This is a genomic window from Blastococcus carthaginiensis (assembly GCF_030731085.1).
Taxonomy (GTDB): Bacteria; Actinomycetota; Actinomycetes; order Mycobacteriales; family Geodermatophilaceae; genus Blastococcus; species Blastococcus carthaginiensis.
This window is the reverse complement of record NZ_JASNFN010000001.1, coordinates 346,418-369,846: the sequence shown is the minus strand read 5'-3', so window position 1 is coordinate 369,846 and position 23,429 is coordinate 346,418. Positions and strand designations below refer to the sequence as shown.

General features: G+C 74.6%; 24 protein-coding genes. 13 read left to right on the top strand and 11 right to left on the bottom strand.

The genetic code is table 11. The annotated features are described in order from the left end of the window. Nucleotides 1–22: 22 nt before the first annotated feature. From QOZ88_RS01770 to QOZ88_RS01760, 3 genes are all read right to left on the bottom strand, one after another. Nucleotides 23–583, bottom strand: coding sequence for an RsiG family protein (locus QOZ88_RS01770; RefSeq protein ID WP_305998110.1), 561 nt, complete (start codon nt 581–583; stop codon nt 23–25). Nucleotides 584–707: 124 nt separating this feature from the next. Continuing rightward, nucleotides 708–1,817: a CAF17-like 4Fe-4S cluster assembly/insertion protein YgfZ gene (gene ygfZ / locus QOZ88_RS01765; protein WP_305998109.1), complete on the bottom strand. Its 1,110-nt coding sequence runs from the start codon at nt 1,815–1,817 to the stop codon at nt 708–710. Next, a complete protein-coding gene (locus QOZ88_RS01760; protein ID WP_305998108.1) occupies nt 1,814–2,272 on the bottom strand; it encodes a Fur family transcriptional regulator in 459 nt (152 codons plus the stop codon). The genes ygfZ and QOZ88_RS01760 overlap by 4 nt, the downstream gene beginning before the upstream one ends. A 38-nt stretch (nt 2,273–2,310) precedes the next feature. Between QOZ88_RS01760 and QOZ88_RS01755 the strand changes: the two genes are divergently transcribed. The 3 genes from QOZ88_RS01755 to QOZ88_RS01745 all read left to right on the top strand — a co-directional run bounded on the left by QOZ88_RS01755 (nt 2,311) and on the right by QOZ88_RS01745 (nt 5,899). After that, nucleotides 2,311–3,159 carry an aminotransferase class IV gene (locus tag QOZ88_RS01755; RefSeq protein ID WP_305998107.1) on the top strand — a complete coding sequence of 283 codons (849 nt, stop codon included), beginning with the start codon at nt 2,311–2,313 and terminating at the stop codon, nt 3,157–3,159. Nucleotides 3,160–3,254: 95 nt separating this feature from the next. Continuing rightward, the gene (gene nhaA / locus QOZ88_RS01750) at nt 3,255–4,925 is read left to right on the top strand and encodes a Na+/H+ antiporter NhaA (RefSeq protein WP_305998106.1); all 1,671 of its coding nucleotides are present in this window, start codon (nt 3,255–3,257) and stop codon (nt 4,923–4,925) included. Between the two features lie 239 nt (nt 4,926–5,164). After that, nucleotides 5,165–5,899 (top strand): hypothetical protein, encoded by a 735-nt coding sequence (locus tag QOZ88_RS01745; protein ID WP_305998105.1) that lies wholly within the window; start codon nt 5,165–5,167, stop codon nt 5,897–5,899. Between the two features lie 4 nt (nt 5,900–5,903). On the opposite strand, the gene QOZ88_RS01740 is transcribed toward QOZ88_RS01745, so the two are convergent. The 3 genes from QOZ88_RS01740 to QOZ88_RS01730 all read right to left on the bottom strand — a co-directional run bounded on the left by QOZ88_RS01740 (nt 5,904) and on the right by QOZ88_RS01730 (nt 9,209). Continuing rightward, nucleotides 5,904–7,616, bottom strand: a complete 1,713-nt coding sequence (locus QOZ88_RS01740) for a DUF885 domain-containing protein (RefSeq protein ID WP_305998104.1) — start codon at nt 7,614–7,616, stop codon at nt 5,904–5,906. After that, nucleotides 7,613–8,146: an FABP family protein gene (locus QOZ88_RS01735; RefSeq protein WP_305998103.1), complete on the bottom strand. Its 534-nt coding sequence runs from the start codon at nt 8,144–8,146 to the stop codon at nt 7,613–7,615. The genes QOZ88_RS01740 and QOZ88_RS01735 overlap by 4 nt, the downstream gene beginning before the upstream one ends. 136 nt (nt 8,147–8,282) lie before the next feature. After that, on the bottom strand, nt 8,283–9,209 hold the full coding sequence (locus tag QOZ88_RS01730) for an NAD-dependent epimerase/dehydratase family protein (RefSeq protein WP_305998102.1): 927 nt from the start codon (nt 9,207–9,209) through the stop codon (nt 8,283–8,285). 127 nt (nt 9,210–9,336) lie between these two features. On the opposite strand from QOZ88_RS01730, the gene QOZ88_RS01725 reads away from it, so the two are divergent. The 3 genes from QOZ88_RS01725 (at nt 9,337) to QOZ88_RS01715 (ending at nt 13,193) form a co-directional block, all read left to right on the top strand. Then, nucleotides 9,337–10,014: a TetR/AcrR family transcriptional regulator gene (locus QOZ88_RS01725; RefSeq protein ID WP_305998101.1), complete on the top strand. Its 678-nt coding sequence runs from the start codon at nt 9,337–9,339 to the stop codon at nt 10,012–10,014. 154 nt (nt 10,015–10,168) lie between these two features. Next, nucleotides 10,169–11,263, top strand: a complete 1,095-nt coding sequence (locus QOZ88_RS01720; RefSeq protein ID WP_305998100.1) for a right-handed parallel beta-helix repeat-containing protein — start codon at nt 10,169–10,171, stop codon at nt 11,261–11,263. Between the two features lie 172 nt (nt 11,264–11,435). Then, nucleotides 11,436–13,193 (top strand): SpoIIE family protein phosphatase, encoded by a 1,758-nt coding sequence (locus tag QOZ88_RS01715; protein WP_305998099.1) that lies wholly within the window; start codon nt 11,436–11,438, stop codon nt 13,191–13,193. A 107-nt stretch (nt 13,194–13,300) separates the two neighbouring features. On the opposite strand, the gene QOZ88_RS01710 is transcribed toward QOZ88_RS01715, so the two are convergent. The 5 genes from QOZ88_RS01710 to QOZ88_RS01690 all read right to left on the bottom strand — a co-directional run bounded on the left by QOZ88_RS01710 (nt 13,301) and on the right by QOZ88_RS01690 (nt 16,570). Next, nucleotides 13,301–13,594 carry a DUF1416 domain-containing protein gene (locus tag QOZ88_RS01710; protein ID WP_305998098.1) on the bottom strand — a complete coding sequence of 98 codons (294 nt, stop codon included), beginning with the start codon at nt 13,592–13,594 and terminating at the stop codon, nt 13,301–13,303. A gap of 6 nt (nt 13,595–13,600) precedes the next feature. Then, nucleotides 13,601–14,428 (bottom strand): sulfurtransferase, encoded by an 828-nt coding sequence (locus QOZ88_RS01705; protein WP_305998097.1) that lies wholly within the window; start codon nt 14,426–14,428, stop codon nt 13,601–13,603. Between the two features lie 237 nt (nt 14,429–14,665). Beyond that, the gene (locus QOZ88_RS01700) at nt 14,666–15,004 is read right to left on the bottom strand and encodes a thioredoxin family protein (protein ID WP_305998096.1); all 339 of its coding nucleotides are present in this window, start codon (nt 15,002–15,004) and stop codon (nt 14,666–14,668) included. 55 nt (nt 15,005–15,059) lie between these two features. After that, nucleotides 15,060–15,749 (bottom strand): LmeA family phospholipid-binding protein, encoded by a 690-nt coding sequence (locus tag QOZ88_RS01695; RefSeq protein ID WP_305998095.1) that lies wholly within the window; start codon nt 15,747–15,749, stop codon nt 15,060–15,062. Further along, nucleotides 15,746–16,570, bottom strand: a complete 825-nt coding sequence (locus QOZ88_RS01690; RefSeq protein ID WP_305998094.1) for a hypothetical protein — start codon at nt 16,568–16,570, stop codon at nt 15,746–15,748. Before QOZ88_RS01690 ends, QOZ88_RS01695 begins: the two co-directional genes overlap by 4 nt. A gap of 207 nt (nt 16,571–16,777) precedes the next feature. On the opposite strand from QOZ88_RS01690, the gene QOZ88_RS01685 reads away from it, so the two are divergent. From QOZ88_RS01685 to pstB, 7 genes are all read left to right on the top strand, one after another. Further along, a complete protein-coding gene (locus tag QOZ88_RS01685) occupies nt 16,778–17,533 on the top strand; it encodes a winged helix-turn-helix domain-containing protein (protein WP_305998093.1) in 756 nt (251 codons plus the stop codon). Between the two features lie 7 nt (nt 17,534–17,540). Continuing rightward, nucleotides 17,541–18,428: a mycothiol synthase gene (gene mshD, locus QOZ88_RS01680; protein WP_305998092.1), complete on the top strand. Its 888-nt coding sequence runs from the start codon at nt 17,541–17,543 to the stop codon at nt 18,426–18,428. Nucleotides 18,429–18,538: 110 nt separating this feature from the next. Continuing rightward, nucleotides 18,539–18,760, top strand: coding sequence for a hypothetical protein (locus QOZ88_RS01675; RefSeq protein ID WP_091931011.1), 222 nt, complete (start codon nt 18,539–18,541; stop codon nt 18,758–18,760). A gap of 385 nt (nt 18,761–19,145) precedes the next feature. Then, a complete protein-coding gene (pstS, locus tag QOZ88_RS01670) occupies nt 19,146–20,258 on the top strand; it encodes a phosphate ABC transporter substrate-binding protein PstS (RefSeq protein WP_305998091.1) in 1,113 nt (370 codons plus the stop codon). Between the two features lie 130 nt (nt 20,259–20,388). Next, nucleotides 20,389–21,339 (top strand): phosphate ABC transporter permease subunit PstC, encoded by a 951-nt coding sequence (gene pstC, locus QOZ88_RS01665; RefSeq protein WP_305998090.1) that lies wholly within the window; start codon nt 20,389–20,391, stop codon nt 21,337–21,339. Continuing rightward, nucleotides 21,339–22,415, top strand: coding sequence for a phosphate ABC transporter permease PstA (gene pstA / locus QOZ88_RS01660; RefSeq protein WP_305998089.1), 1,077 nt, complete (start codon nt 21,339–21,341; stop codon nt 22,413–22,415). Before pstC ends, pstA begins: the two co-directional genes overlap by 1 nt. Nucleotides 22,416–22,440: 25 nt before the next feature. Continuing rightward, nucleotides 22,441–23,220, top strand: a complete 780-nt coding sequence (gene pstB, locus QOZ88_RS01655) for a phosphate ABC transporter ATP-binding protein PstB (protein WP_305998088.1) — start codon at nt 22,441–22,443, stop codon at nt 23,218–23,220. The last annotated feature ends 209 nt before the right edge of the window (nt 23,221–23,429 follow it).

Below are 23,429 nucleotides of genomic sequence, written 5' to 3'. Positions count from 1 at the left end.
CACGGAGGGAGGCGTGGTCCTCCTAGTGCCGGCCCTCGTCGGCGAGCAGGGCGGCGACATCGGCCTCGCCGTCGCGGTACCGGCGGCCGAGCTCCGCAGCCAGCCCGTCCATGACCTGCTGCACGCCGCGGCGGCGCTCCGACAGCCCCTTCTCGGCGTCGGCGAGCGACCGGGCCGCCGCCTCGAGCGCGGCATCGGAGAGCTCGGTGATCGCGGAGAGGTCGGCCCCCGGGGTCAGCGAGTGCACCCAGGACTCGTACTCCTGCGGATCCGCCGGCTGCACCGTCTGGTGCCGGCCCAGGCCGTGCGCGGGGCCGCGGCCCTTCTCGGCGAGGATCTCCGGCAGCAGGTCGACCAGCGAGCGCCCGTCGTGCTCGGCGCGCCGCTGCAGCTCGCGCCGCACGATGTCCAGGCGCCCCTGCAGCAGCCGGCGGGTGTAGGAGAGGTTGACCTCCTGCTGCTCGGCCTCGCGGCGCAGCCGCCGCACGTCACCCATCGGCCGGCGCACGGCGCTCTCGAGGAACGCGGGGTCCAGCAGCGCGTCGACGGCGGCACCCCCGGCGGGGGACGGCTTCGGGCTCACGGGGGGCCTCCAGGTGCGGGACGCCCGGCACGCGGGCATCGGCGGTGGTCAGCGGCGGGCGCTGGGCGGAGCGTAGGTCAGCGACCCCGGCCTGCCCACCCGGGAGCGGGCGGCCGCGGCGCGCTCAGCCGATCGTCCCAGACCGGACGGCCCGGACCCGGTTGCGCGCCGCCACCTGGGTGTCGTCGAGCGCCGGCGCGGCGTCGTCGGGGTCGATCGCGGCGGTCGATCCGGCCACGGTCAGCGCGGTGCCCTGGGCGACCGACTGCTTCACCAGCGCCAGGGCGACGACGCCCAGTTCGTGGTGCCGCACGACGCTGCCCACCCGGCCGACCGTCCGCGGGCCCGCCAGCACCGGCTCGCCGGGAGCGGGCAGGTCCTCGCTGACGCCGTCGAGGTGCAGCAGCACCAGCCGGCGCGGCGGGCGGCCCAGGTTGTGCACCCGGGCGACGGTCTCCTGCCCGCGGTAGCAGCCCTTGTCCAGGTGGACGGCGGTGCGCAGCCACTCCAGCTCGTTGGGGATGGTGCGGTGGTCGTTGTCGACGCCGAACCGGGGCCGCCGGGCCTCCACGCGCAGCGCCTCGTGCGCCGCGGCACCCGCGAGGGGGACGCCCAGCCGGTCGGCGAGGGCGTCGACCTCCGCCCGCGGCACCAGCAGGTCGTGGACGACGGCCGTCCCGTTCCCGATCGCCGGCATGCGGCGCACCCAGCCCTCGCCGAGGGGCTCCACCGCGTACGGCTCGGCGGGTACCGGCAACCCGGCCGCCGCCAGGGCCGCGTCGGCCCCGGGACCGACGAGCGAGAGCAGCGCCCGGTCGTCGGTGACCAGGTGCGGCTCCACCCGGAGCATGAACCGCATCCGCTCGAGGAAGGCCAGCAGGGCGGGGCCGGCGCCCGGCTCGACGTCGACCCAGGTCGTGCCGGCGAGCTCGGCGACGACCAGGTGGTGCTCGACGTGCCCGTGGGGGCTGAGCACCAGGGTCTCGCTGCCGACGCCGTCGACCAGCTGCGCGACGTGCTGGCTGGTGATGCTGTGCAACCACGAGAGGCGGTCGGCGCCGGGGATCGAGAGGACGTCCCGGTCGCTGCGGTCGACCAGGCCGGCACCCTCGGCGAGCAGCCGCTGCTCGCGCAACGGGTCGCCGTAGTGCGCCGCGACGGTGCGGGGAACCTCAGGCCCCGGCTCGACGGCGACCGCCCCGGGGCGGGCGAGGAGGGGCGAGGGCGTGGTCATGGGGACTCCGTTCCGGCGCGGTCTCGGCAGGCGCGGCACGTGCCCGACAGGGCGACGTGGCCGACGTCCACGGTGAAACCCAGCTCGACCGCCAGACGTTCCGCCGCTTCGTCGAGCAGGTCCGGCGCGGCGGAGGAGATCTCGCCGCAGGAGGAGCAGACGACGTGCAGGTGGGGGCGCTCGGCGGCGTGGTAGACCGGCGCGCCGCGCCCCAGGTGGGTGTGCCAGACGAGCCCGAGCCGCTCGAGCAGCTCCAGGGTGCGGTAGACCGTCGAGGTGTCGGGCGCGCTGCCGCCGGGGCCGGCCTCCTCGCGCAAGCGGGCACCGATCGCCTCCGGGGTGGCGTGCGCCAGGGCCGCGACCGCGGACAGCACCCGGGCGCGCTGCGCGGTCAGGCGCAGCCCCCGCGCGCGCAGCTGCTCCGCGAGCGGAGCGGCGACGTCGTCGGTCCCCATGGCGAGAGCCTATGCCCCGCGTACGGCAGGCTGGCCGCGTGATCGAGCAGCGCAGGGTGGCGGTCTGGCGGGACGGCGCGGCGGTGCCGGTGCCCGCGGACCAGCCGGTCGTGACCGCCTTCGACCTCGGGCTCGCCCGCGGGGACGGCGTCTTCGAGTCCGTGGCCGTCCTCGGCAGGCGCACGCCGCACCTGGACGCGCACCTGGCCCGGCTGGTCCGCTCCGCGGACCTGCTCGGGCTGGCCGATCCCGGCGCCACCGCCTGGCGGGCGCTGGTGGCGACGGCGCTGGCCGGCTGGCCGACCGACGTCGAGGGCGTGTGCCGTCTCGTGCTCACCCGCGGGCTCGGCGAGGGCACGCCGCCCACGGCGCTGGCCCTGCTGGCACCGGTGCCGGCGGAGACGGTCCGGCAGCGCACGGAGGGCATCGCGGTGGTGACGCTCGGGCTCGGGGTGCCCGCCGACTTCCGCGCGGGCGCCCCCTGGCTGCTCGGCGGCGCCAAGACGCTCTCCTACGCGGTGAACATGGCCGCCCAGCGGCACGCGCACGCCCTGGGCGCCGACGACGTCGTCCTCACCAGCCTGGAGGGCCGGGTGCTGGAGGGGCCGACCTCGACCGTGGTCTGGGCCGCCGCGGGCACGCTGCACACGCCGCCGGTGGAGACCGGGATCCTCGCCGGCACCACCCAGGCACGGCTGTTCGCCGCCGCACGGGCGGCCGGCTGGCCCACCGCCTCGACCCCGGGGACGGTCGAGGACCTGCACGCGGCCGACGCCGTGTGGCTGGTCTCCGGTGTGCGGGGCGCCGTCGCCGTGCACACCCTCGACGGCGTCCGGCGGGGCGACGCCGGGCTCTCCCCGCGGGTCGGGGAGCTGCTCGCCGGGTAGCGTGAAATCCAGGTGCGCCGGGAAGTCTGGTCGGCAGCGTGTCCGTCGAGGGCGCGTCCCGACCCGACCCGACCCCGCACCCCCGGAGCCGCCCCGTGACGACGCCCGCCCCCGCCCGCCTCTTCGGACGCGGGTCCTGGACCGAGGCGCAGCGCGTCGCCTCGGTGCTCCGCAAGGAGACCGTCGGCGGCGCCCTGCTGCTGATCGGCGCGGCGATCGCCCTGATCTGGGCCAACTCCCCCTGGGCGGAGAGCTACGAGGCGCTGCGCGACACCCGGGTGGGGCCGGCGTCGCTGCACCTGGACCTCAGCCTCGGCACCTGGGCCGCCGACGGCCTGCTGGCCATCTTCTTCTTCGTCGCCGGACTGGAGCTCAAGCGGGAGTTCGTCGCCGGCGACCTGCGCGAGCCCCGCCGCGCGGCGCTGCCCATCGCCGCCGCCGTCGGCGGCATGGTCGTCCCGGCGCTGTTCTTCGTGCTGTTCAACCTGGGCGGGCCCGAGGGGTCACTGCAGGGCTGGGCCATCCCCTCGGCCACCGACATCGCCTTCGCGCTCGCCGTCCTGGCCGTCATCAGCACCCACCTGCCCAGCTCGCTGCGGACCTTCCTGCTGACGCTCGCCGTCGTCGACGACCTGCTGGCCATCACGATCATCGCGATCTTCTACACGGCCTCGCTGGCCGTCACGCCGCTGCTGCTGGCCCTGGTCCCGCTGGCGCTGTTCGGCTTCCTGGTGCAGAAGCGGATCCGGTCCTGGTGGCTGCTGCTGCCGCTGGCCGCCGTCACCTGGGTGCTGGTCCACGAGTCCGGGGTGCACGCCACCGTCGCGGGCGTCCTGCTGGCCTTCACCGTCCCGGTCGTCCGCAGCGACGCCGCCGGGGGGCCGGACGGCGGGCCCGGCATGGCCGAGCACTTCGAGCACCGGATCCGCCCGCTCTCGGCGGGTGTCGCCGTCCCGGTCTTCGCGTTCTTCTCCGCCGGTGTGGCGGTCGGGGGGCTGTCGGGGCTGGGCGAGTCGCTCGGCGACAGCATCGCGATCGGCATCGTCGTCGGGCTCGTCGCCGGCAAGGCGATCGGCATCACCGGCGCCACGTGGCTGGTCTCCCGCTTCACCCGGGCGCAGCTGGACGAGAACCTCGGCTGGCCGGACGTGGTGGGGCTGGCCCTCCTCGGCGGGATGGGGTTCACCGTCTCGCTGCTGATCACCGAGCTCGCCTACGGCGCGGAGAGCGAGAGCTACGACCACGCCAAGGTCGGCATCCTGGCCGGCACGGTGGCCGCGGCGCTGCTGGCCAGCGTGATCCTGCGGCTGCGCAACCGCCGCTACAAGCAGATCTACCTGCACGAGATCAGCGACGTCGACCGCGACGGCATCCCCGACGCCTGGGACACCGTCGACGACCGGGCCGACCACGCCACCGACCGGGGGGGGGGGGCGCCCCCCCCCCCCGCGCCCCCCCGCCCCGCCCCCGGGCGGTGGCGCCGCCGCCCGGCCCCGGCGCCACCGCCGCCACCGCCGAGCTCGGCGAGGAGGCTGCGCACCCGGGTTACGAGACGGTCGACGACGAGGCCGAGCACGACCCGCACTGGGAGGGCACCCGCCCGCCCGGGCGCACGCTCGGTCCCGGCGACGGGGCCTGACGGCCGCCGGGACACGCCGATCCGGGCGCACCCACCAGCGTGTTCGCCCAGAGCGGAGGAAATCTGTTGCCGCTCCCGCGCGCGCGGTCGTACCGTCGTGGCACACGAGAGAGGAGGTGGTCCGTAACTTTGCTGAGCTACAGGACTCGTGAGGTGGCTGTCCGCTAGCCGCCGTCCAGATGGGCCGCCCGTTCAGACGACAGTCTGAGCGACGGCACGATCGCCCGTCCGTCGCACGGCGGCGAGCGAGAACCGGACAGTCACCCGACCCCCGGGCCGCCGACATTTGTCCAGTCGGCCCGCGTGCTGCTCCCCAGCGGAGCGCCGCGGAGCAGCCCGGGGGTTGTCCGTTCCCAGGAGGCGCGCGTGCAGCTCGGCGGTCTGCCCGTCGAGACCGACGTCTCCGCCGGCACCTGGGTCGCCGAGGCCGTCGCCCGCGCCCACTGGGGCACGGTCGCCTCGCTGGTGCCGCCGCTGTTCCCCGCCTACGCCCGCGTGCTGCACCCCGCCTACCGCTACGAGGGCGACGACGACGTGGAGGTCCCCTGGACCGCCGTCGCCGCGCTCAACGGCACCGCGGTCCACCCGCTCATGCAGTGGCCCGCGATCACCGGCGGCTGGGAGTACCTGAACGAGGACAGCCAGCCCCCCGACTGGGACGGCGGGCCCGCGGAGGGGCACCTGCCCACCACCGTCGCCGCGCGCATGGCGGCGGTGCTGGCCCGCCACACGGGCACCCCCGGCGACTGCCTGCTGGCCCGGTGGGCGGGTTTCGGCTTCGATGCCGCGGCGCTGCGCGGGCTGGCCGCCCTGCCGCTGCCCCGCGGCCGCGACGCCGTGCTGGCGCGGGGCGCCGTCGCCGACGCGGCGCGCAACCTGGCGCCCGAGCCGTCCGAGCAGAGCGCCAACCTGTGGTGGCCCGAGGACCGCGCGTGGGTGGTGGCCACCGACATCGACCTGATGAGCACCTACGTCGGGGGCAGCATCGCCTGCGTCGCCGAGCTCCTCGCCGCGCCGGGGCTGGAGGTCCTGCCCAGCGCGGCGGAGGACCGGGTCGGCCACGCCGACGACCCGGTCAACCTCTTGCCCCTGCGCGGCTGAGCCGCTACAGCAGCGCCAGCTCCCCGGCGAGGTCGTCCAGCCCCAGCGAGCCCTGCGAGAGCGCCGCCATGTGCCACGCCTTGAGGTCGAAGCCCGCGCCGCGGGCCCGCTGGGCGGCGGCCCGGCCGTCCCGCCACGCCCGCTCGCCGAGCTTGTAGCTGATCGCCTGCCCCGGCAGGCCGAGGTAGCGCACCAGCTCGCTGTCGAGGAAGGCGACCTCCGCACCCGAGTGCCCGCCCAGGAAGGCACGCGCCAGCTCGGGCGTCCACGGCCGGCCGCGGTGCTCGGCCAGCACGCCCTCGGCGTCGTCGGGCACGGGCAGCCCCAGGTGCATGCCGATGTCGATCACCACGCGCACCGAGCGGAGCTGCTGGGCGTCCAGGAAGCCCAGCCGCTCCCCGGGATCGGCGAAGTAGCCGAGCTCGTCCATGAGCCGCTCGGCGTAGAGGGCCCAGCCCTCGACGTTCGCGCCCACCGACCCCAGCGACGCCTGGTACGTCGACAGCTGCCCGGACACGTGCACCCACTGCGCGAGCTGCAGGTGGTGCCCCGGGACGCCCTCGTGGTACCAGATCGACACCAGGTCCCACAGCGGGAAACGGGTGCGCCCCAGGGTGGGCAGCCAGGTGCGGCCGGGCCGCGAGAAGTCCTGGGCCGGGCGGGTGTAGTACGGGGCGGCGGCGCTCCCGGGCGGGGCGATCATCGCCTCCACCCGCTTGACCGGCTCGGCGAGGTCGAAGTGGGTGCCGTCCAGCGCCTCGATCGCCTGGTCCATCATCTGCTGCAGCCGTTCGCGGATCGCCTCCACGCCCTCGACCGCGGGACCCTCGAGGGAGAGCCGGCGCATGGCCTCCAGCGGCGTCGCGCCCGGGTGCACCCGCTCGGCCTCGACGCGCTGCTCGGCCAGGATCCGCCGGTGCTCGGCCCAGCCCCAGGCGTAGGCCTCCTCGAGCCCCCGACCGGCGCCGAGGTCGGAGCCGGTCCAGCGGCGCGCGGCGACGGCGTAGCGGTCGCGGCCGACGGCGTCCGGCGTCCCCTCCGTGCGGGGGGCGTACTCGTCGCGGAGGAAGTCGCGCACCTCGGCGACGGCCTCGTCGGCGGCGCGGGCGGCCGCGGCGAGCTCGCTCTGCAGCACCTCCGGCCCGGTGGCGACGAACGAGCCGAAGAACGGCCCGCTCGACCACTCGTCGAGCTGGGCCAGGACGGTCCGCACCTGCCGCGGCGCCACGAGCAGGCCGCGGCGCGCCCCCTCCGCCAGCGTCTCCCGGTAGCCCCGGTAGGCCTCCGGCACGCGGGCGAGCCGGCGGGCGAGGACGGACCAGTCCTCCTCCGTCGCCGCCGGCATGAGCATGAAGACCTGGCGGACCGCGTGCAGCGGGCTGAACAGGTTGTTGAGGGAGCGGAAGCCCTCACCCGCCTCGTGCACGGCGAGCTCGGCACCCAGCCGCTCCCGCAGGAGGCGGGCGCAGCGGCGCTCGACCGGGTCGTCGTCGAGCGCGGGGTCGGCCGCCTGCACCCGGTCCAGCTCGGCCAGGGTGGCGCGGGCCAGATCGGCCTCTGCCGCCAGCCCCGCCGGGCTCACGTCGGGGAGCCGGTCGTCGCCCGGGCGGGCCCCCAGCGAGGTCGCGACGATCGGGTCCAGGTCGCAGACGGCGTCGACGTAGCGGTCGGCGACCTGCCTGGCAGTCGTCGGGCGGGCGGGCGACGGTGCCGTCACCGCAGCCGCTCCAGGCGGGCCGACATCACCGGGCGCGGCGGCTGCTCCCCCACCGCCCGGTCGATGGCGTACATCAGCGCGCCCTCGACGATGCCGTAGAGCCGCACCGAGCGGGTGACCTCCGGGGCGTCCGGCGTGCGGGCCAGCACGTCGCTGCTGAGCTCCCAGCTGGTGGTCGTGCGCGCGGTGCCGACGTAGATCTCCACCAGCCCGTCGGGGGTCGCCACGAGCAGCTCGACGTCGTCCTCACCGCGGGGCCGCCAGAAGCCGGACTCCCGGACGTCGGGCCCCACGATCTGCCCGTCGTCGGTGAGCCGCCAGGTGCGCGACTCGTACGCCAGGAACCCCCGGCCGTCGTGGGCGAACCGGATCCACTGGCCGAACCGGTGGTCGCCACCGGCGCCGGCCGCCTGCCCCTCGCCGTGCCACTCCCCCAGCAGGGGCAGCACGGAGAGGAGCTCCGGGGAGACCTCCGGGCCGCTGCGGACGTCGGCGGTGTCGGGCACCGGGAGCTCGGTGGGCGCGCTCACCGCCGGCCCGCCTTCGGGGCGCGGGAGAGCCGGACGGCGCCGTAGCCCAGCGCCACGGCGCACGACGCCGTCAGGGTGACCAGGAGCCAGGCAGAGACCATGCCGACCACCGTAGTGACGGCGCCGCGGCCCGGCGTCAGGCGGCCGCCGGTGCGCGGCCGGCGGTCGCGGCGACGACCGCGGCCCACGGGGTCGCCGGGATGCCGAACGTCGCCGTCGTCTCCGCCGCGTCGATGACGTACTCCTGGTCGAACTGGTGCCGCACGGAGAGCACCTCGCGCATGACCGGCGACAGCAGCCCCGCCGCCCGCAGGACCGCCCAGGGGAGGCCGCGCACGGTGGGCGCGGGGGCGGACATGGCCGCCGCGAGGTCGGTGAGGGCGGCCCGCTGAGAGCGCGCGGGCCCGCTCGGCACGTGCCACGCCCGGCCGAGCGCACGCTCGTCGGTGCCCAGGGTGGCCAAGGTGGCCGCCACGTCGGGGAGGTAGGCCCAGCTGCGGGGTGCGTCCGGGTCGCCGACCACCCAGGCGGTGCGTCCGCGCCGGAGGGCGGGCAGCTGGCGCACCAGGTGGGACTGCGCCCCACCCTGCGGCCCGACGAAGTCCGCGGCACGCGCCTCGGTGACGCGCACCCGCCCGGCCTCGTGGGCGGCCAGCGCCTGCTCCCACATGCGCCTCCGCACCACGCCCTTGGTGTCGGTGGCGGAGAGGGGCGAGCGCGGCGTCATGGGGCCGCGCGGGCGGCCGTACGGGTAGAGGTTGGACATGGTGACCAGGACGGCGCCCGTGCGCTCGGCGGCCGCGAGCAGCGCATCGGCGACCGGCGGCCAGTCGGTGGCCCACCGGTGGTACGCCGGGTTGACCGCGTTGTAGAGGGCGGCGGCCCCCTGCGCGGCACCGGCGAGCGCGGCGGCGTCGGCGGCGTCCACCCGCCGGTGCTCGATCCCGTCCGCGGACACCCCGCCGGACCGGGAGAGCACGCGCACCTCGTGCCCGCGGTCCCGCAGCTCGCGGGCGGTGGTCAGGCCGACCGGCCCCTTGCCGACGACGACGTGCAGTGCCATGGCTGCTCCAGTGGTTCAAGTGAGAGCGGTGCTCTCGTCGTAGACCGATGCTCGCGCTCGCCATCGACCGTTGTCAAGAGCGGTGCTCGCTCTTGCGTGCACCGCTCTCGTGCGGCACGCTGATCGGATGCCCACCGCCCGCGAGCGCGTCCGCGCCGAGATCACCGCCGAGATCGCCGGTGCCGCGCGCCGGCAGCTGGCCGAGGTGGGGGCCGCCGCCCTGTCCCTGCGGGCCGTCGCGCGGGAGATGGGCATGGCCTCCTCGGCCGTCTACCGCTACGTCCCGAGCCGCGACGACCTGCTGACGCGGCTGATCATCGACGCCTACGACGACCTGGGCGCCGCCGCCGAGGCGGCCGATGCGCCCGGGGATCCCCCGCGGCAGCGCTGGCTGGCCGTCTGCCGGGCGGTGCGCGGCTGGGCGCGGGAGCACCCGCACGAGTACGCGCTGCTGTACGGCTCGCCGGTGCCGGGCTACCGGGCACCCGCCGAGACCGTGCCCGCCGCAGCCCGCGCCGGCGTCGTCCTCGGGCGCATCCTCGGCGACGCAGCCCGCTCCGGCGCCCTCCCCGAGGCGGCCGGCGATCGCGACCCGGCCCTGATCAGCGAGGAGGCGGTCGCGATCCTGGGCGGCGAGCACCCGGCTCTCGACGAGGCGGTGCGCGTGCGGGCGCTGCTCGCCTGGAGCGCGATGTTCGGCACGATCAGCTTCGAGCTGTTCGGCCACCTGGTGGGGTCGGTGCTGGACACCGACCGCTGGTTCGACCGCGCCATGGGAGAGCTCGCCGCCGGCCTCGGCCTCTGACCGGCCACCGGCGGCGCCGACCCCCCGAGATCGGGGGATTCCGTTCCACCGTGGCCCGGGAGCAGGCTGCCCTCCTCAGGGGCGACGCGGCGGCGGACACCGACGTCTGCCGACCGGGGGGCCGGGCGCCCACATCCGGGGAGCACCCATGCACATGCGCAGAGCACGTCTCCTGGCGGTGGCATCCACCGCCGCCCTCGTCGCCGTCGGGGTGGCCGGACCGGCCGCCGCGGACGACGGCAAGAAGCGCGGCCCGCACGACGGCTTCAGCATCCAGGCCGCGGTGGACGCCGCGAAACCGGGTGACACGATCCGCATCCCACCCGGCACGTACCACGAGTCGGTCACCATCCAGGAGGACGGCATCACGCTGCTCGGCCACCGCGTGGTCATCGCACCCGCCGGGGCGGCCCCGACCGGCTGCGACACCATCGACGGCCCCGAGACCGACCGCGTGTCGGGCATCTGCATCCTGGGCGAGGTGGACCCCGAGACCTTCGAGGCCGTCGACCGGGTGACGGGGGTCAGCGTGCGCGGCGTCACCGTCACCGGCGCGACCGGCGACGGGCTGATCGCGCTCGCGACCGAGGACCTCGAGGTGAGCCACAGCCGGTTCACCGACAACGGCGGGTACGGCGCCGCCGCCTTCGTCGCCCACGGCGTCACCTTCCACGGCAACAAGTCGACCGGGAACGCCGAGGCGGGCTTCTACATCGGAGACAGCGAGGAGGCCGACGCCGACGTCCGCGGGAACTACTCGAAGGACAACGAGCTCGGCTTCTTCTTCCGGAACGCCAGCGTCGGCAAGATGCAGGGCAACGTCGCCGTCGGCAACTGCGTCGGCACCCTGCTGCTCGCCGGTGCCCCCGGGCCGGTCACCGACTGGGAACTGCGGAAGAACGACGTCTCCGCGAACAACAAGGTGTGCGAGGGCAACGCGGAGGACGGGGTCCCGGCGCTCAGCGGTGCCGGCATCGCACTGGTCGGCGCGCAGGACTTCCGCGTGCGCGACAACGTGGTCCGCGACAACAGGTCGGACGCCGCGAGCGTGCTCGAGGGCGGCATCGTCGTCCTCTCGACCAACTCCCTGCCCGAGGTCCTGGCGCCCGGCTTCGACCCGAGCGGTGAGGTCGAGCGCAACAAGGCCAAGGGCAACGAGCCGGCCGACCTCGTCTGGGACGGGAGCGGGTCCGTCGAGTTCGACGACAACCGGTGCCTGACCTCGATCCCCGAGGGGCTCTGCGACTGAGCCTCCGCACCACCCAGGCGCCCGCTCCGGCATCCGGCCGGGGCGGGCGCCGCCGTGCGTGCCCGCAGTGAGGCCGACGCGACAGGCGGCGTCGCTGGTGCCGCCGGGGGGTCGTACGGCAGGCTGGACACACCCCGGACGGCGGGGCACGGTGGGAGGAGCAGTCATCGAGATGGCCGAGGCCGGCCGCGGCATCGCCCCGCCCCCGGACGTCGAGGCACTGCCGGGCACGCCGTCCTGGTACTCGGTCCTCCACGAGTCCACGTTCATGTTCGCCGCCGTCTGCGACCTCGACGGGACGCTGCTCACCGCCAACCGCCTGGCCGTGGAGGGCCGCGGTTTCGACCGCCGCGAGCAGCTGGGCCGTCCGCTCTGGGAGGCCGGCTGGTGGGCCGGCGACCCGGACGTCGGCGCGACGGTGCGCGGCTGGTGCCTGGAGGTCGCGGCCGGCGGGGCGCCGGTCCGCGCGGTCACCAGCTTCTTCCTCGCCGACGGGAGGCGACGCACCGCCGACCTCACCATGCAGCTCGTCCGCGACGGCGACCAGGAGCAGTTCCTGCTGGCGACCGGGATGGACATCACCGACCGGTTGCACGCCGAGCGGCTCACCGCCGAGGCCCGGGCCGCCGGAGCCGAGGCGACCACGCTGCGCCAGGTGGCCACCGCGCGCGCCCGGGACCTGGAGGTGCTGCGCGAGACCGAGGCCAAGCTCACCCGGGCCCTCGCCATCACCGAGCGGGTGCTGGCCAACGTCGCCGACGGCATCTACGGCCTCGACGACGAGGGCCGGGTGGAGTTCCTCAACCCCGCCGCGGCCCGGCTGACCGGGTACGGGCCCGGCGAGCAGCTCGGCCAGGACCAGCACGCGCTCCTCCACGACCGGCGCCCGGACGGATCCCCCTACCCCCGCGAGGAGTGCCCGGTCTGGCAGGCGCTGCGCACGGGCCGCACCGTCGTCGCCGACCAGGAGACGTTCTGGCGCAAGGACGGCACCGCGATCCCGGTCGAGATGGTCATCGTCCCCACCGTGGAGGAGGGTGCGCACACCGGCGTGGTCGTCTCCTTCCGCGATCTCACCGACCGGCTGGCGGCCCAGCGCCAGGCCGCCGAGCTGGAGGCGCTGGCCGCCCGGACGGCCGCCGACCGCGCCTTGTCCGACCGGCTGCAGCAGTCCCTGCTCACGCCCCCGCCCGAGCCCGACCACCTGCAGATCGCCGTCCGGTACAGCCCCGCGGCGCACGAGGCGCAGGTCGGCGGCGACTGGTACGACGCCTTCCTCCAGCCGGACGGCGCCACGATGCTCGTGATCGGCGACGTCGTCGGCCACGACAGCAGCGCCGCCGCGGCGATGGGGCAGGTCCGCGGCCTCCTGCGGGCGCTCGCCTACGCCGACGAGGACGGTCCGGCGGCGACCCTCACCCGGGTCGAGCACGCCGCCCGCGGGCTGGCGGTCTCCACCCTGGCCACGGCGGTCCTCGCACGCATCGAGCGGCACCCCGACGTGCCGGTGGCGGGGCGCCGGCTGCTGCGGTGGAGCAACGCCGGGCACCTGCCGCCGGTCCTGCTGGCCCCCGACGGCTCCGTCACGATGCTCACCAGCACGCCGGAGCTCATGCTCGGCATCGACCCGGACGCACCCCGCAGCGACCAGTCCGTCGACCTGCACGACGGGCACACCCTGCTGCTGGTCACCGACGGGCTGGTCGAGCGCCGCGACATCGACCTCGACGAGGGGATCGAGCGGCTCCGCGAGGCCCTGCGCGACCTCGGTGCCACGCCGCTGGAGGATCTGCTGGACACCGTGCTCGCCCGGCTGGTGCCCGAGCCCGGCGCCGACGACGTCGCCATCGTGGCGGTGCGCGCCTTCCCCGAGGACCGCCCCCGGCCGGCCGAAGCCGGACCCAACCGGCTGCCTCCCGGGGTGGGATAGCCGCCCGGACGCCTGTGGCGCCAGGCGGACGTCCTGGCTCAGCTGATGGGGTCCTGGCTCACGGTCCACCATGAGCCAGGACCCCTGGTGATCAGGTCACCTGATCATCAGTCGATCGCGACCGTGGTCTCGTTCAGCCCGACCTCGGCCGAGAGGGTGCGCTGGCCCTTGCCGACCGCGGCGAGGGCGCGCAGCTTCCACGGCCCGGGCGCGGCGAAGAACCGGAACTCGCCCTCGGGGCTGGTCACGACCTCGGCGGTGAACTCGTCGGTGGAGTCCAGCAGCCGGACGTAGGCCCCGGCCACCGGCGCACCGTCGTGCCACACCGAGCCCTGGATGACCGTCTGCGTGCTCAGGTCGATGCCGTCGAGGACACCGCCCTGCTTCGGCGCTCCGCACATGTCAGCTCACTTCTCGATCGGGACGCCGACGAGCGAGCCGTACTCGACCCAGCTGCCGTCGTAGTTCTTGACGTCGGTCCGGCCGAGGAGCTCGCGCAGGACGAACCAGGTGTGGCTCGAGCGCTCGCCGATCCGGCAGTAGGCGATGGTCGGCCTGCTCTCGTCGTAGCCCTGCTCGGCGTAGAGCTTGGCCAGCTCCTCGTCGGACTTGAACGTGCCGTCCTCGTTGGCCGCCTTGCTCCACGGGATGTTGATCGCCGTGGGAACGTGGCCGGCGCGCTGGGACTGCTCCTGCGGCAGGTGCGCGGGGGCGAGGATCTTGCCGGAGAACTCGTCGGGCGAGCGCACGTCGACCAGGTTCTTGCTGCCGATCGCGGCCACGACCTCGTCGCGGAACGCGCGGATGGACAGGTCGGGCTCGCTCGCCACGTACTGCGTCGCGGGCCGCTCGACGGCGTCCTTGGACAGCGGGCGGCCGTCCAGCTCCCACTTCTTGCGGCCGCCGTCCATCAGCTTGACGTCCGAGTGGCCGTAGATCTTGAAGTACCAGTAGGCGTAGGCGGCGAACCAGTTGTTGTTGCCGCCGTAGAGGACGACGGTGTCGTCGTTGCCGATGCCGCGGCTCGACAGCAGTTCCTCGAAGGCGCTCTTGTCGAGGTAGTCGCGGCGCAGCGGGTCCTGCAGGTCCTTCTTCCAGTCCAGCTTGACGGCGCCCTCGATGTGGCCGCCGTCGTAGGCGGTGGTGTCCTCGTCGACCTCGACGAGGACGATGCCGGGCCGGCCCAGGTGCTCCTGGACCCAGTCGACGGTGACGAGCACGTCGTTGCGGCTCATGGTGGTGGTCCTCCGGGTGATCGGTGTGTGCGGTCGGTCGTTCGGGTGGTGCGGGACGACGCGGATCGCTCGCAGCGCGGAACTCACGGGAGAGAGGGGCATCCCGACGGCGCGGAGAGCGCGTCTGGACGGCGCGGTGCCGCCCTCAGAGGGCGGGACAGAGGCAGCTGCCGACGCGGCACAGGTCGACTGTGCGGCGCGAGGTCAGCAGGATGCCCACGGCGCGAGGGTAGCCGATCACGCCGGGCCACCCGCCCGGCCACCCACGTGGGCATCCACCAGGGCGGTCAGCTCCGCCGGCCGCGGCGCCCCGCTGCTGCGGCCGACCACCCGCCCGGCCCGGTCCAGGTAGAAGAGCGTCGGCGTCCGCCGGATCCCGAGCTCGCGGACCTCGTCCAGGTGGCTCTCCGCGTCGACGTGGACGGCGACCAGCCCCGGCCGGCTCGCCCGCAGCTGCTCGAGCCTGGCCCGGGTGGCGCGGCACGGACCGCAGAAGGCGGTCGAGAACTGGACGACGGTCAGGTCGGCCTCGGCCGGGCGCACGCCCAGCCGGTCGAGCACCGCCGCAGCGTCCACCACGTCCTCCTCCGCTCCCCGGCCCCGGTGCGCACAACCGGGCCCGGCCGCGGCGCTATTCCGCGGCGAGAACGGCGTCCTCGGCCACCGCACGCACCGCGACGCCGTCCTCCCGGGGGGTCACGTCGGTGAGCCGCAGCCCGTAGGGCAGGTCGACCGGGTACCGCAGGTCGAGCAGGTCGGTGACGCGGTCGACCAGGACGCGGGGCACGTCGACGCCCACCCCGGACGCCCGGTCGACGTCGATGACGAGCTCGTCCCCGTCCAGCGAGACGGTGCCGGCGGCGGTGAGCGGCAGCGTGCGCCCGAGCGCCTCGACCGTGCGGGTGATCCGCAGCCCCTCGCCCTCCCGCTCCAGGGTGGTGTCCCCGCCGAGTTCCCCGGCCAGCAGCTCGTAGGAGAGCGTCGCGGTCGCGTCGATGCGCTCCACCGGCACCTCCTCGACGGTGCCCGCCCGCACCGCCGACAGGGGCAGGTGCACACCCCGGAGCGTCACGTCGGCACGGGTGCCCTCGGGCTGCCCCAGCTCGTCGGCGGTGAGGGAGATGCGGACCTCCTCGTAGCGCCCGGCGACGGCCTGGGTGAGGAACGGGAAGCCGCGGATCTCGACCTCGGGGGTGCCGGCCAGCGCTCCCTGGCTCGCCAGCTGCTCGGCCACCTGGCCCTCGGCGATGCTCTCGGCGACGCGGTCGAGGACGATCCCCGCGGCGACGAGCAGCAGGAGCACGACGGCGACGACCTTCACAGGGCGGTCACCAGCGCGAGGGCCACCGGGGCGCAGGCGGCGAAGGGCAGCACGACCTGCACGACGGTGGGCGCCCACGGGGACAGCGCCTCCGCCTCGCCGTCGGCCGTCGTCCCGACGGCGAGGAAGCTGCCGGCCACGGCCGCCAGCGCCACCACCCCGGCGACGACGGCACCGACCGCGGGCGCGCGCAGCGCACCCAGCTCGGCCAGGTCCCGGACCGCCCACGCCGTCGCCGCGCCCGCCAGCACGGCGAGCACGACGCCGAGCAGCCCGCGCGGGACACCGGGGGCCAGCTGGGGCCGCGGCAGCACCTGGTCGACCAGGTGACCGACGACCAGGGCGACGCCGGCGACCAGGGCGGTGGCGGCCAGGCCGCCGTCGTCGGCCCGGCCCAGCAGGAGCAGCGCCGCGAGCGCGCCGACGGCGGTGAGCAGGACGGCGGACCCGGCCAGCGAGTCGACCAGGGCGTCCCGGGGGGTGCGCAGCATCTGCTGGAGCACGGCGGCGAGGAAGCCGACGCCGAGCACGGCCAGCAGGCCGCCCAGCACCGGGTCCTCGGGCAGCACGAGCGCGAGATCGGCCGCCACGGCGGCGGCCGTGCCCACGGCCAGCGAGGCCGCGAAGCCCTGCATCCCGGTGGCGAGGACCCAGGAGAGCACCAGCGCCAGCTGGAGCACCAGCACGGCGGCGAGCGCCCCCACCTCGCCGACCAGCGGCGGCAGGCCGGCGACCAGGCCCGCGGCGACGACGGCGAGGCCCGCGGCCGGGACGTGGTGCGGGCGGGCCGGCGTCGTCGACGGGACCGCGGTGGAGCTCACCGCCCGATCGTCTCAGAAGCCCGGCGTCCGATCCGCTCGACGAGCGGAGCGCCCGCTCCGGGCTCGGCGTGTCCGGCGCCGGAGCGCGGCGGATGCAGGACGCGTCCGGCCCGGAGCCGGCCGCTCCGCTATCCTGCCCTCTCACCTCGACAGCGGCGTCGCAGGTCCGGTCGGCACCCGCCGGCCCCGGACCCCTGAGGAGACGACATGCGACTCGTGCTCATGACCGCCGCCCGCCAGGCGACGACCGAGGTGCTGCCCGCCCTGGGGCTGCTCGGCCACCAGGTCCGCGTCGTGGCCCCCGAGCTCTCGAGCCTCCTGGGCGGCGACTCCGGGGAGGTCGTCCTCGTCGACGCCCGCTACGACCTCATCCAGGCGCGCACCCTGTGCGGGCTGCTCTCCTCGACCGGGGTGGCCGCCGCGCTGGTCGCCGTCCTCTCCGAGGGCGGCCTGGTCGCCCTCTCCGCGGACTGGGGCGTCGACGACGTGCTGCTGGACACCGCGGGCCCCGCGGAGGTGGACGCCCGCCTGAAGTGGGCGACCTCCCGCCGGTTGGCCGCCGCGACCCCGGCCGACAACGGCGACGGCGGGCTCACCCGGGCCGGCGAGCTGGTGATCGACGAGCACAGCTACTCGGCCAGGCTGCGCGGCCGGCCGCTCGACCTCACCTACAAGGAGTTCGAGCTGCTGAAGTACCTGGCGCAGCACCCGGGCCGGGTCTTCTCCCGCGCCCAGCTCCTGCAGGAGATCTGGGGCTACGACTACTTCGGCGGCACCCGGACCGTCGACGTCCACGTGCGCCGGCTGCGGGCCAAGCTCGGCACGGAGCACGAGGCGCTCATCGGCACCGTGCGCAACGTCGGCTACAAGCTCGACCAGCAGGTGGCCGACGCGACCGCGCGGACCGCCGCCGAGGACCGTGCGGCCACCGCCGACGCCGGGGCGGGCGCCGAGCTGGTCTGATGGCCCGGTGATCGACGAACGCGACATCGCCGGCGTCCTCGCCCTGCTCCGCGCCGCCGGCGCCGCCGACGGCGTGCGCCCGGTCTCCGAGGAGGGCGAGCTGCGCCTCCGGCACGGCTCGCCCGACGGGCAGGACCTCACGGTCCGGGACGCGGACGGCGCGCTGGCCGGCTACGCCCGGCTCGACGGTGAGACCGCCGAGCTGGTGGTGCACCCCGGACGGCGCCGCCGCGGTCACGGGACCGCGCTGCTGCTCCGCCTGCTGGCTGCCGCCGGTGAGCGGCCCCTGAGCATCTGGGCGCACGGGGACCTGCCCGGGTCGGCCGAGCTGCTGGCACCCCACGGGTTCCGGCGGGCGCGGGTCCTCCTGCAGATGCGGTGCGACCTGGCCGGTCTCGACGCCGACCCGCGGCCCGAGCTGCCGGGCGACGTCCGGGTGGTGCCGTTCGTGCCGGGCCGGGACGAGGAGGCGTGGCTGCGGGTCAACGCGCGCGCCTTCGACTGGCACCCCGAGCAGGGCCGGATGACCCGCGCCGACCTCGAGCGCCGCGAGGCCGAGCCGTGGTTCGACCCCGAGGGATTCCTCCTGGCCTGGCGGGGCGAACCCGGCTCGGGCGACCTGCTCGGCTTCCACTGGACCAAGGTCCACCCCGCCGGGGACGCCGGACCCGCCCCGGTCGGGGAGGTGTACGTGCTGGGGATCGACCCGGCCGCCCAGGGGCTGCGACTGGGGCGCGCGCTGACCGACCTGGGGTTGGCGCACCTGCGCGCGCAGGGCCTCGACGAGGTGCTGCTCTACGTCGAGGAGGACAACGCGGCGGCGGTGCGGCTGTACGAGGGCCGGGGGTTCCGCCGCTACGCCGTCGACGTCTCCTGGCGGCGCACCACGGCCTGATGCCGGGACGTCGGATCGCCCGTCCTCGGAGTCGGTGCCTGACCCTGCGTCGGCGTCCGGTATCGGCATACGGTGACGGGAACCGAGACGGCTACCGGGCGGAGAGATCGATGACCGATCGTCAGCAGTTCCCCGAGAGCGACCCACGGCATCACACGATCAAGATCAAGCGCATGCTGCGCGACACCGCCGACCACGCTCGCGAGGACGTCGCCAAGGTCGACGACGCGCAGGCCCGGGCCCTGATGGAGACGACCGCCGAGGTGCTGCTCGGCCTGCACAAGGCATACGAGGACTACGAGCAGCAGTCCGAACGGGCGTGGAAGCGCTGATCGGGTTCCCTTCGGGGCCGGGACGTCCCCGTCGCTGAGGCCTACCAGCCCCGGAGCATCCGGTAGCGCCGCTGCCCGACCCGGTGCCGCCTCCTCGACGGAGCATGCCGGCACCCGAGGAAGGCGCCGTCGACCCACCAGGCCCTGGTCCTCCGGGGCCGCCGCGGATGCCCGTCCCACGCTGCGGACCCAGCCCGGGCCGGGCACCCGACCGGATGCCGTCATCCGGGGTGAGCCGCACCACCCATGATCATCGAAGACCTCAGAGGTCGTTCACCATCCGTTCACCCGCACACGGGTCGACCGCCACCTGGGCTCCCTACCGTCGTCCTCGTCGGTCCCACGCTGCCCGGAAACGGTCCGGGCGAACCTGAGAGGCCCTGAGTTGAAGCTCAGCACCAAGACGCGCGCCACCACGCTGTCCGTTGCGCTCGCCAGCACCCTCGCACTCACCGCCTGCGCTGCCTCCAACGAGACCGCGAACACCGGCAGCGGCAGCGACACCGGCTCCGGCACCCAGCTGAGCGGCACGCTCGTCGGCGCGGGCGCCAGCAGCCAGCAGGCAGCGATGCAGGGCTGGACCGCCGCCTACTCGAGTGTCCAGCCCGAGGTGACCGTCAACTACGACCCGGTCGGCTCGGGCGGTGGCCGCGAGCAGTTCATCGAGGGCGCCACCGACTTCGCCGGTACGGACGCCTACCTGGACGAGGAGGAGCTCGCCGGGGCCCAGGAGCGCTGCGCCGGCGGCGAGATCTTCCAGCTGCCCAACTACATCGCCCCGATCGCCGTCGTCTACAACCTCGAGGGCGTCGAGGAGCTCAACCTCCCGCCGGAGGTCGTCGCCGGGATCTTCGCCCAGCAGATCACCAACTGGAACGACCCGGCGATCGCCGAGGCCAACCCCGACGTGACGCTGCCGGACCTGCCGATCACCCCCGTGAACCGGTCCGATGAGTCGGGCACCACCGAGAACTTCGCGGAGTACCTGGCCGCGGTCGCCCCTGACGTCTGGACCTACGAGGTCAGCGGCGACTGGCCGGTCGCCGGTGGCGAGGCCGCCCAGGGGACCTCGGGCGTGGTGAGCGCGGTCGGCGCCGGCAACGGCGCGATCGGCTATGCCGACCCCAGCCAGGCCGGTGACCTCGGCGTCGCCAACATCGGTGTCGGCGGCGACTTCGTCGCCCCGTCGCCCGACGCCGCGTCCGCTGTGGTGGAGAACTCGGAGCGCGTGGAGGGCGGGGGCGAGTACAACTACGCCATCGACATCCGCCGCGACACCACCGAGTCGGGCAACTACCCGATCGTCCAGGTCAGCTACCACGTGGGCTGCATCCAGTACGACGACCAGGAGACCGCCGACCTGGTGGCGGACTTCATGTCCTTCGTCGTCAGCGAGGAGGGCCAGCAGGCGGCCGCCGAGGCCGCCGGCTCGGCGCCGATCTCCGACGGGCTGCGCGAGCAGGCCCAGTCGGCGATCGACGCCATCTCCGCGGGGTGACCTGACCCACGGTGACACCGCACGACACGGCAGCGGCCCGGAGCGTCATCCGACGTCCCGGGCCGCTGCGCCGCCCGGCGACGGGTAGGAAGTTCCCAGCAGTTCCCCCCACCGACCTCCCGGAGCAGCGGTGACAGCCACCCGGACCCCGTCCGACCAGAGCACCAGCAAGCCGCCCCGCCGGCCCGGCGACCGCATCTTCGCGAGCACCGCCCGGGGCGCGGGCATCCTGATCCTCGTCATCCTGGCCGGCGTCACCGCCTTCCTGCTGTACGAGGCGCTGCCGGCGCTCACCGCTCCCGCCGAGGAGATCCCCGGCGACGAGGGCCTGGTCTCCTACATCGCCCCGCTGCTGTTCGGCACGCTGCTCTCCGCCACCATCGCGCTGGTCGTCGCCACCCCGCTGGCCGTGGCGATCGCGCTGTTCATCACGCACTACGCGCCGCGGCGGATGGCCCTGTGGCTGGGCTACGTCGTCGACCTGCTGGCCGCGATCCCGAGCATCGTGTACGGCTTCTGGGGCATCACCTGGCTCGCCCCCAAGCTGCTCCCGTTCTACCGCTGGCTCGAGGAGAACCTCGGGTTCATCCCGCTCTTCGCCGGCCCGACCTCCGCGACCGGCCGGACGATGTTCACCGTCGGCGTGGTGCTGGCGATCATGATCCTGCCGATCATCAGCGCGATCTCCCGCGAGGTGTTCCTCCAGGTGCCGACGCTGCACAAGGAGGCCGCGCTCGCCCTGGGCGCCACCCGCTGGGAGATGATCAAGATGGCGGTGATCCCCTACGGCAAGAGCGGCATCATCGGCGGCTCGATGCTGGGTCTGGGCCGCGCCCTGGGCGAGACGATGGCCGTGGCGATCATCCTCTCGGTCTCCGGCGGCATCACCTTCAACCTGATCAGCAGCGGCAACCCGTCGACCATCGCGGCCAACGTCGCGCTCGAGTTCCCCGAGTCCACCGGCATCGACGTCAACACGCTGATCGCCAGCGGCCTCGCCCTGTTCCTCATCACCCTCGGCGTGAACATGCTGGCGCGCTGGATCGTCAACCGCCGGGCCGACTTCTCCGGAGCCAACTGATGAGCGTCCAGACGCCGCCCACCCCCCTGTCCGGCGCCAGCGCCGCCACCTCCCCGCAGCAGCGGATGGAGGGCACGCTGCCGCGTTGGGCGCCGACGGCCGCGTTCGCCGGCGCAGCCGTGGTCGCAGCCCTGCTGAGCGGCTTCAACATCGCCCTGTTCGTCATCTACACCGTGGTGCTGGGCACGCTCGCCGTCTACGTCGTCTCCCGGGTGCGCGAAGGCCGGCGCCGGGCCGCCGACCGGACGGTCACCTCGATCGTCACCTCGGCCTTCGGCATCGCCATGGTGCCCCTCGTGGCGCTGATCTGGGAGGTCGTCAGCCGCGGCGCCGAGCGGCTGGACGCCGAGTTCTTCACCGCGTCGCTGTACGGCATCATCGGCGAGGGCGGGGGCGCCTACCACGCCCTGATGGGCACATTGATCATCACCGGCCTCACCACGCTCATCTCGGTGCCGATCGGCCTGATGACCGCCATCTACCTGGTCGAGTACGCGCAGGGGCGGCTCAAGCGGGCCATCACCTTCTTCGTCGACGTGATGACCGGCATCCCCTCGATCGTCGCCGGCCTGTTCGCCTACGCGCTCTTCGTGCTGATCTTCGGCCCGGGCATCCGCCTGGGGATCATGGGCGCGGTCGCCCTCTCGGTGCTGATGATCCCGGTGGTCGTCCGGTCGGCCGAGGAGGTGCTCAAGCTCGTCCCGCTCGAGCTGCGCGAGGCCTCCTACGCCCTCGGGGTGCCCAAGTGGCGGACGATCACGAAGGTCGTCATCCCGACCGCGATCGCCGGCATCGGCACCGGCGTCACGCTCGCCATCGCCCGCGTCATCGGCGAGACCGCGCCGCTGCTGATCACCGTCGGCATCACCAACGCGACCAACTTCGACCCCTTCGACGGCCGCATGGCGACGCTGCCCGTCTACGCCTACTACCAGCTCACCCAGCCAGGTGTGCCGCCCGAGTTCGCGATCGACCGGGCCTGGACGGCGGCGCTCCTGCTCATCATGCTGGTCATGGGGCTGAACGTCGTCGCCCGCCTGATCAGCCGCTTCTTCGCCCCCAAGACCGGTCGCTGACCGGACCGACCCGGAGGAAACCCCCGTGGCCAAGCGCATCGACGTCTCCGACCTCAACATCTACTACGGCAGCTTCCGAGCGGTCGAGGGCGTCAACGTCTCGATCGAGCCCCGGAGCATCACCGCACTGATCGGCCCGTCCGGCTGCGGCAAGTCCACCTTCCTGCGCACGCTCAACCGGATGCACGAGGTGATCCCCGGCGCCCGCGTGGAGGGCAAGGTCGTCATGGACGGCCAGGACCTCTACGGCGCCGACACCGACCCGGTCACCGTGCGCCGCCAGATCGGCATGGTCTTCCAGCGGCCGAACCCGTTCCCGACGATGTCGATCTACGAGAACGTCGCCGCGGGGCTCCGGCTCAACAGCGTCAAGATGAAGAAGTCCGACCTGGACGACCTGGTGGAGCGCTCGCTGAAGGGCGCCAACCTGTGGGAAGAGGTCAAGGACCGCCTCGACCGGCCGGGGTCGGGGCTCTCCGGCGGTCAGCAGCAGCGGCTCTGCATCGCCCGCGCCATCGCCGTGGAGCCCGACGTGCTGCTCATGGACGAGCCCTGCTCGGCGCTCGACCCGATCTCCACGCTCGCCATCGAGGACCTGATGACCGAGCTCAAGGAGCGGTTCACCATCGTCATCGTCACGCACAACATGCAGCAGGCGGCCCGCGTCAGCGAGCAGACCGGCTTCTTCAACCTCAACGGAGTCGGGCAGCCGGGCCGGCTGATCGAGTTCAACCCGACCGAGAAGATCTTCAGCAACCCCGACCAGAAGGCGACCGAGGACTACATCTCCGGCCGCTTCGGCTGACGATCAGGTGACCTGGTCATCAGGGGTCCTGGCTCACCGTCGACCGTGAGCCAGGACCCAATCAGCTGAGCCAGGACGTCAGCCCGCCACCCGGTACCACGGTCGACGCCCGGCGGCGCACCGTGTGGTGACCGCCCGTGGCCCCGCTACCGGGTCCTCTCGCCGCGCGGGTGACCGTGGGCGTCGTCGCCGGGGGGCTTCCTCCTGTC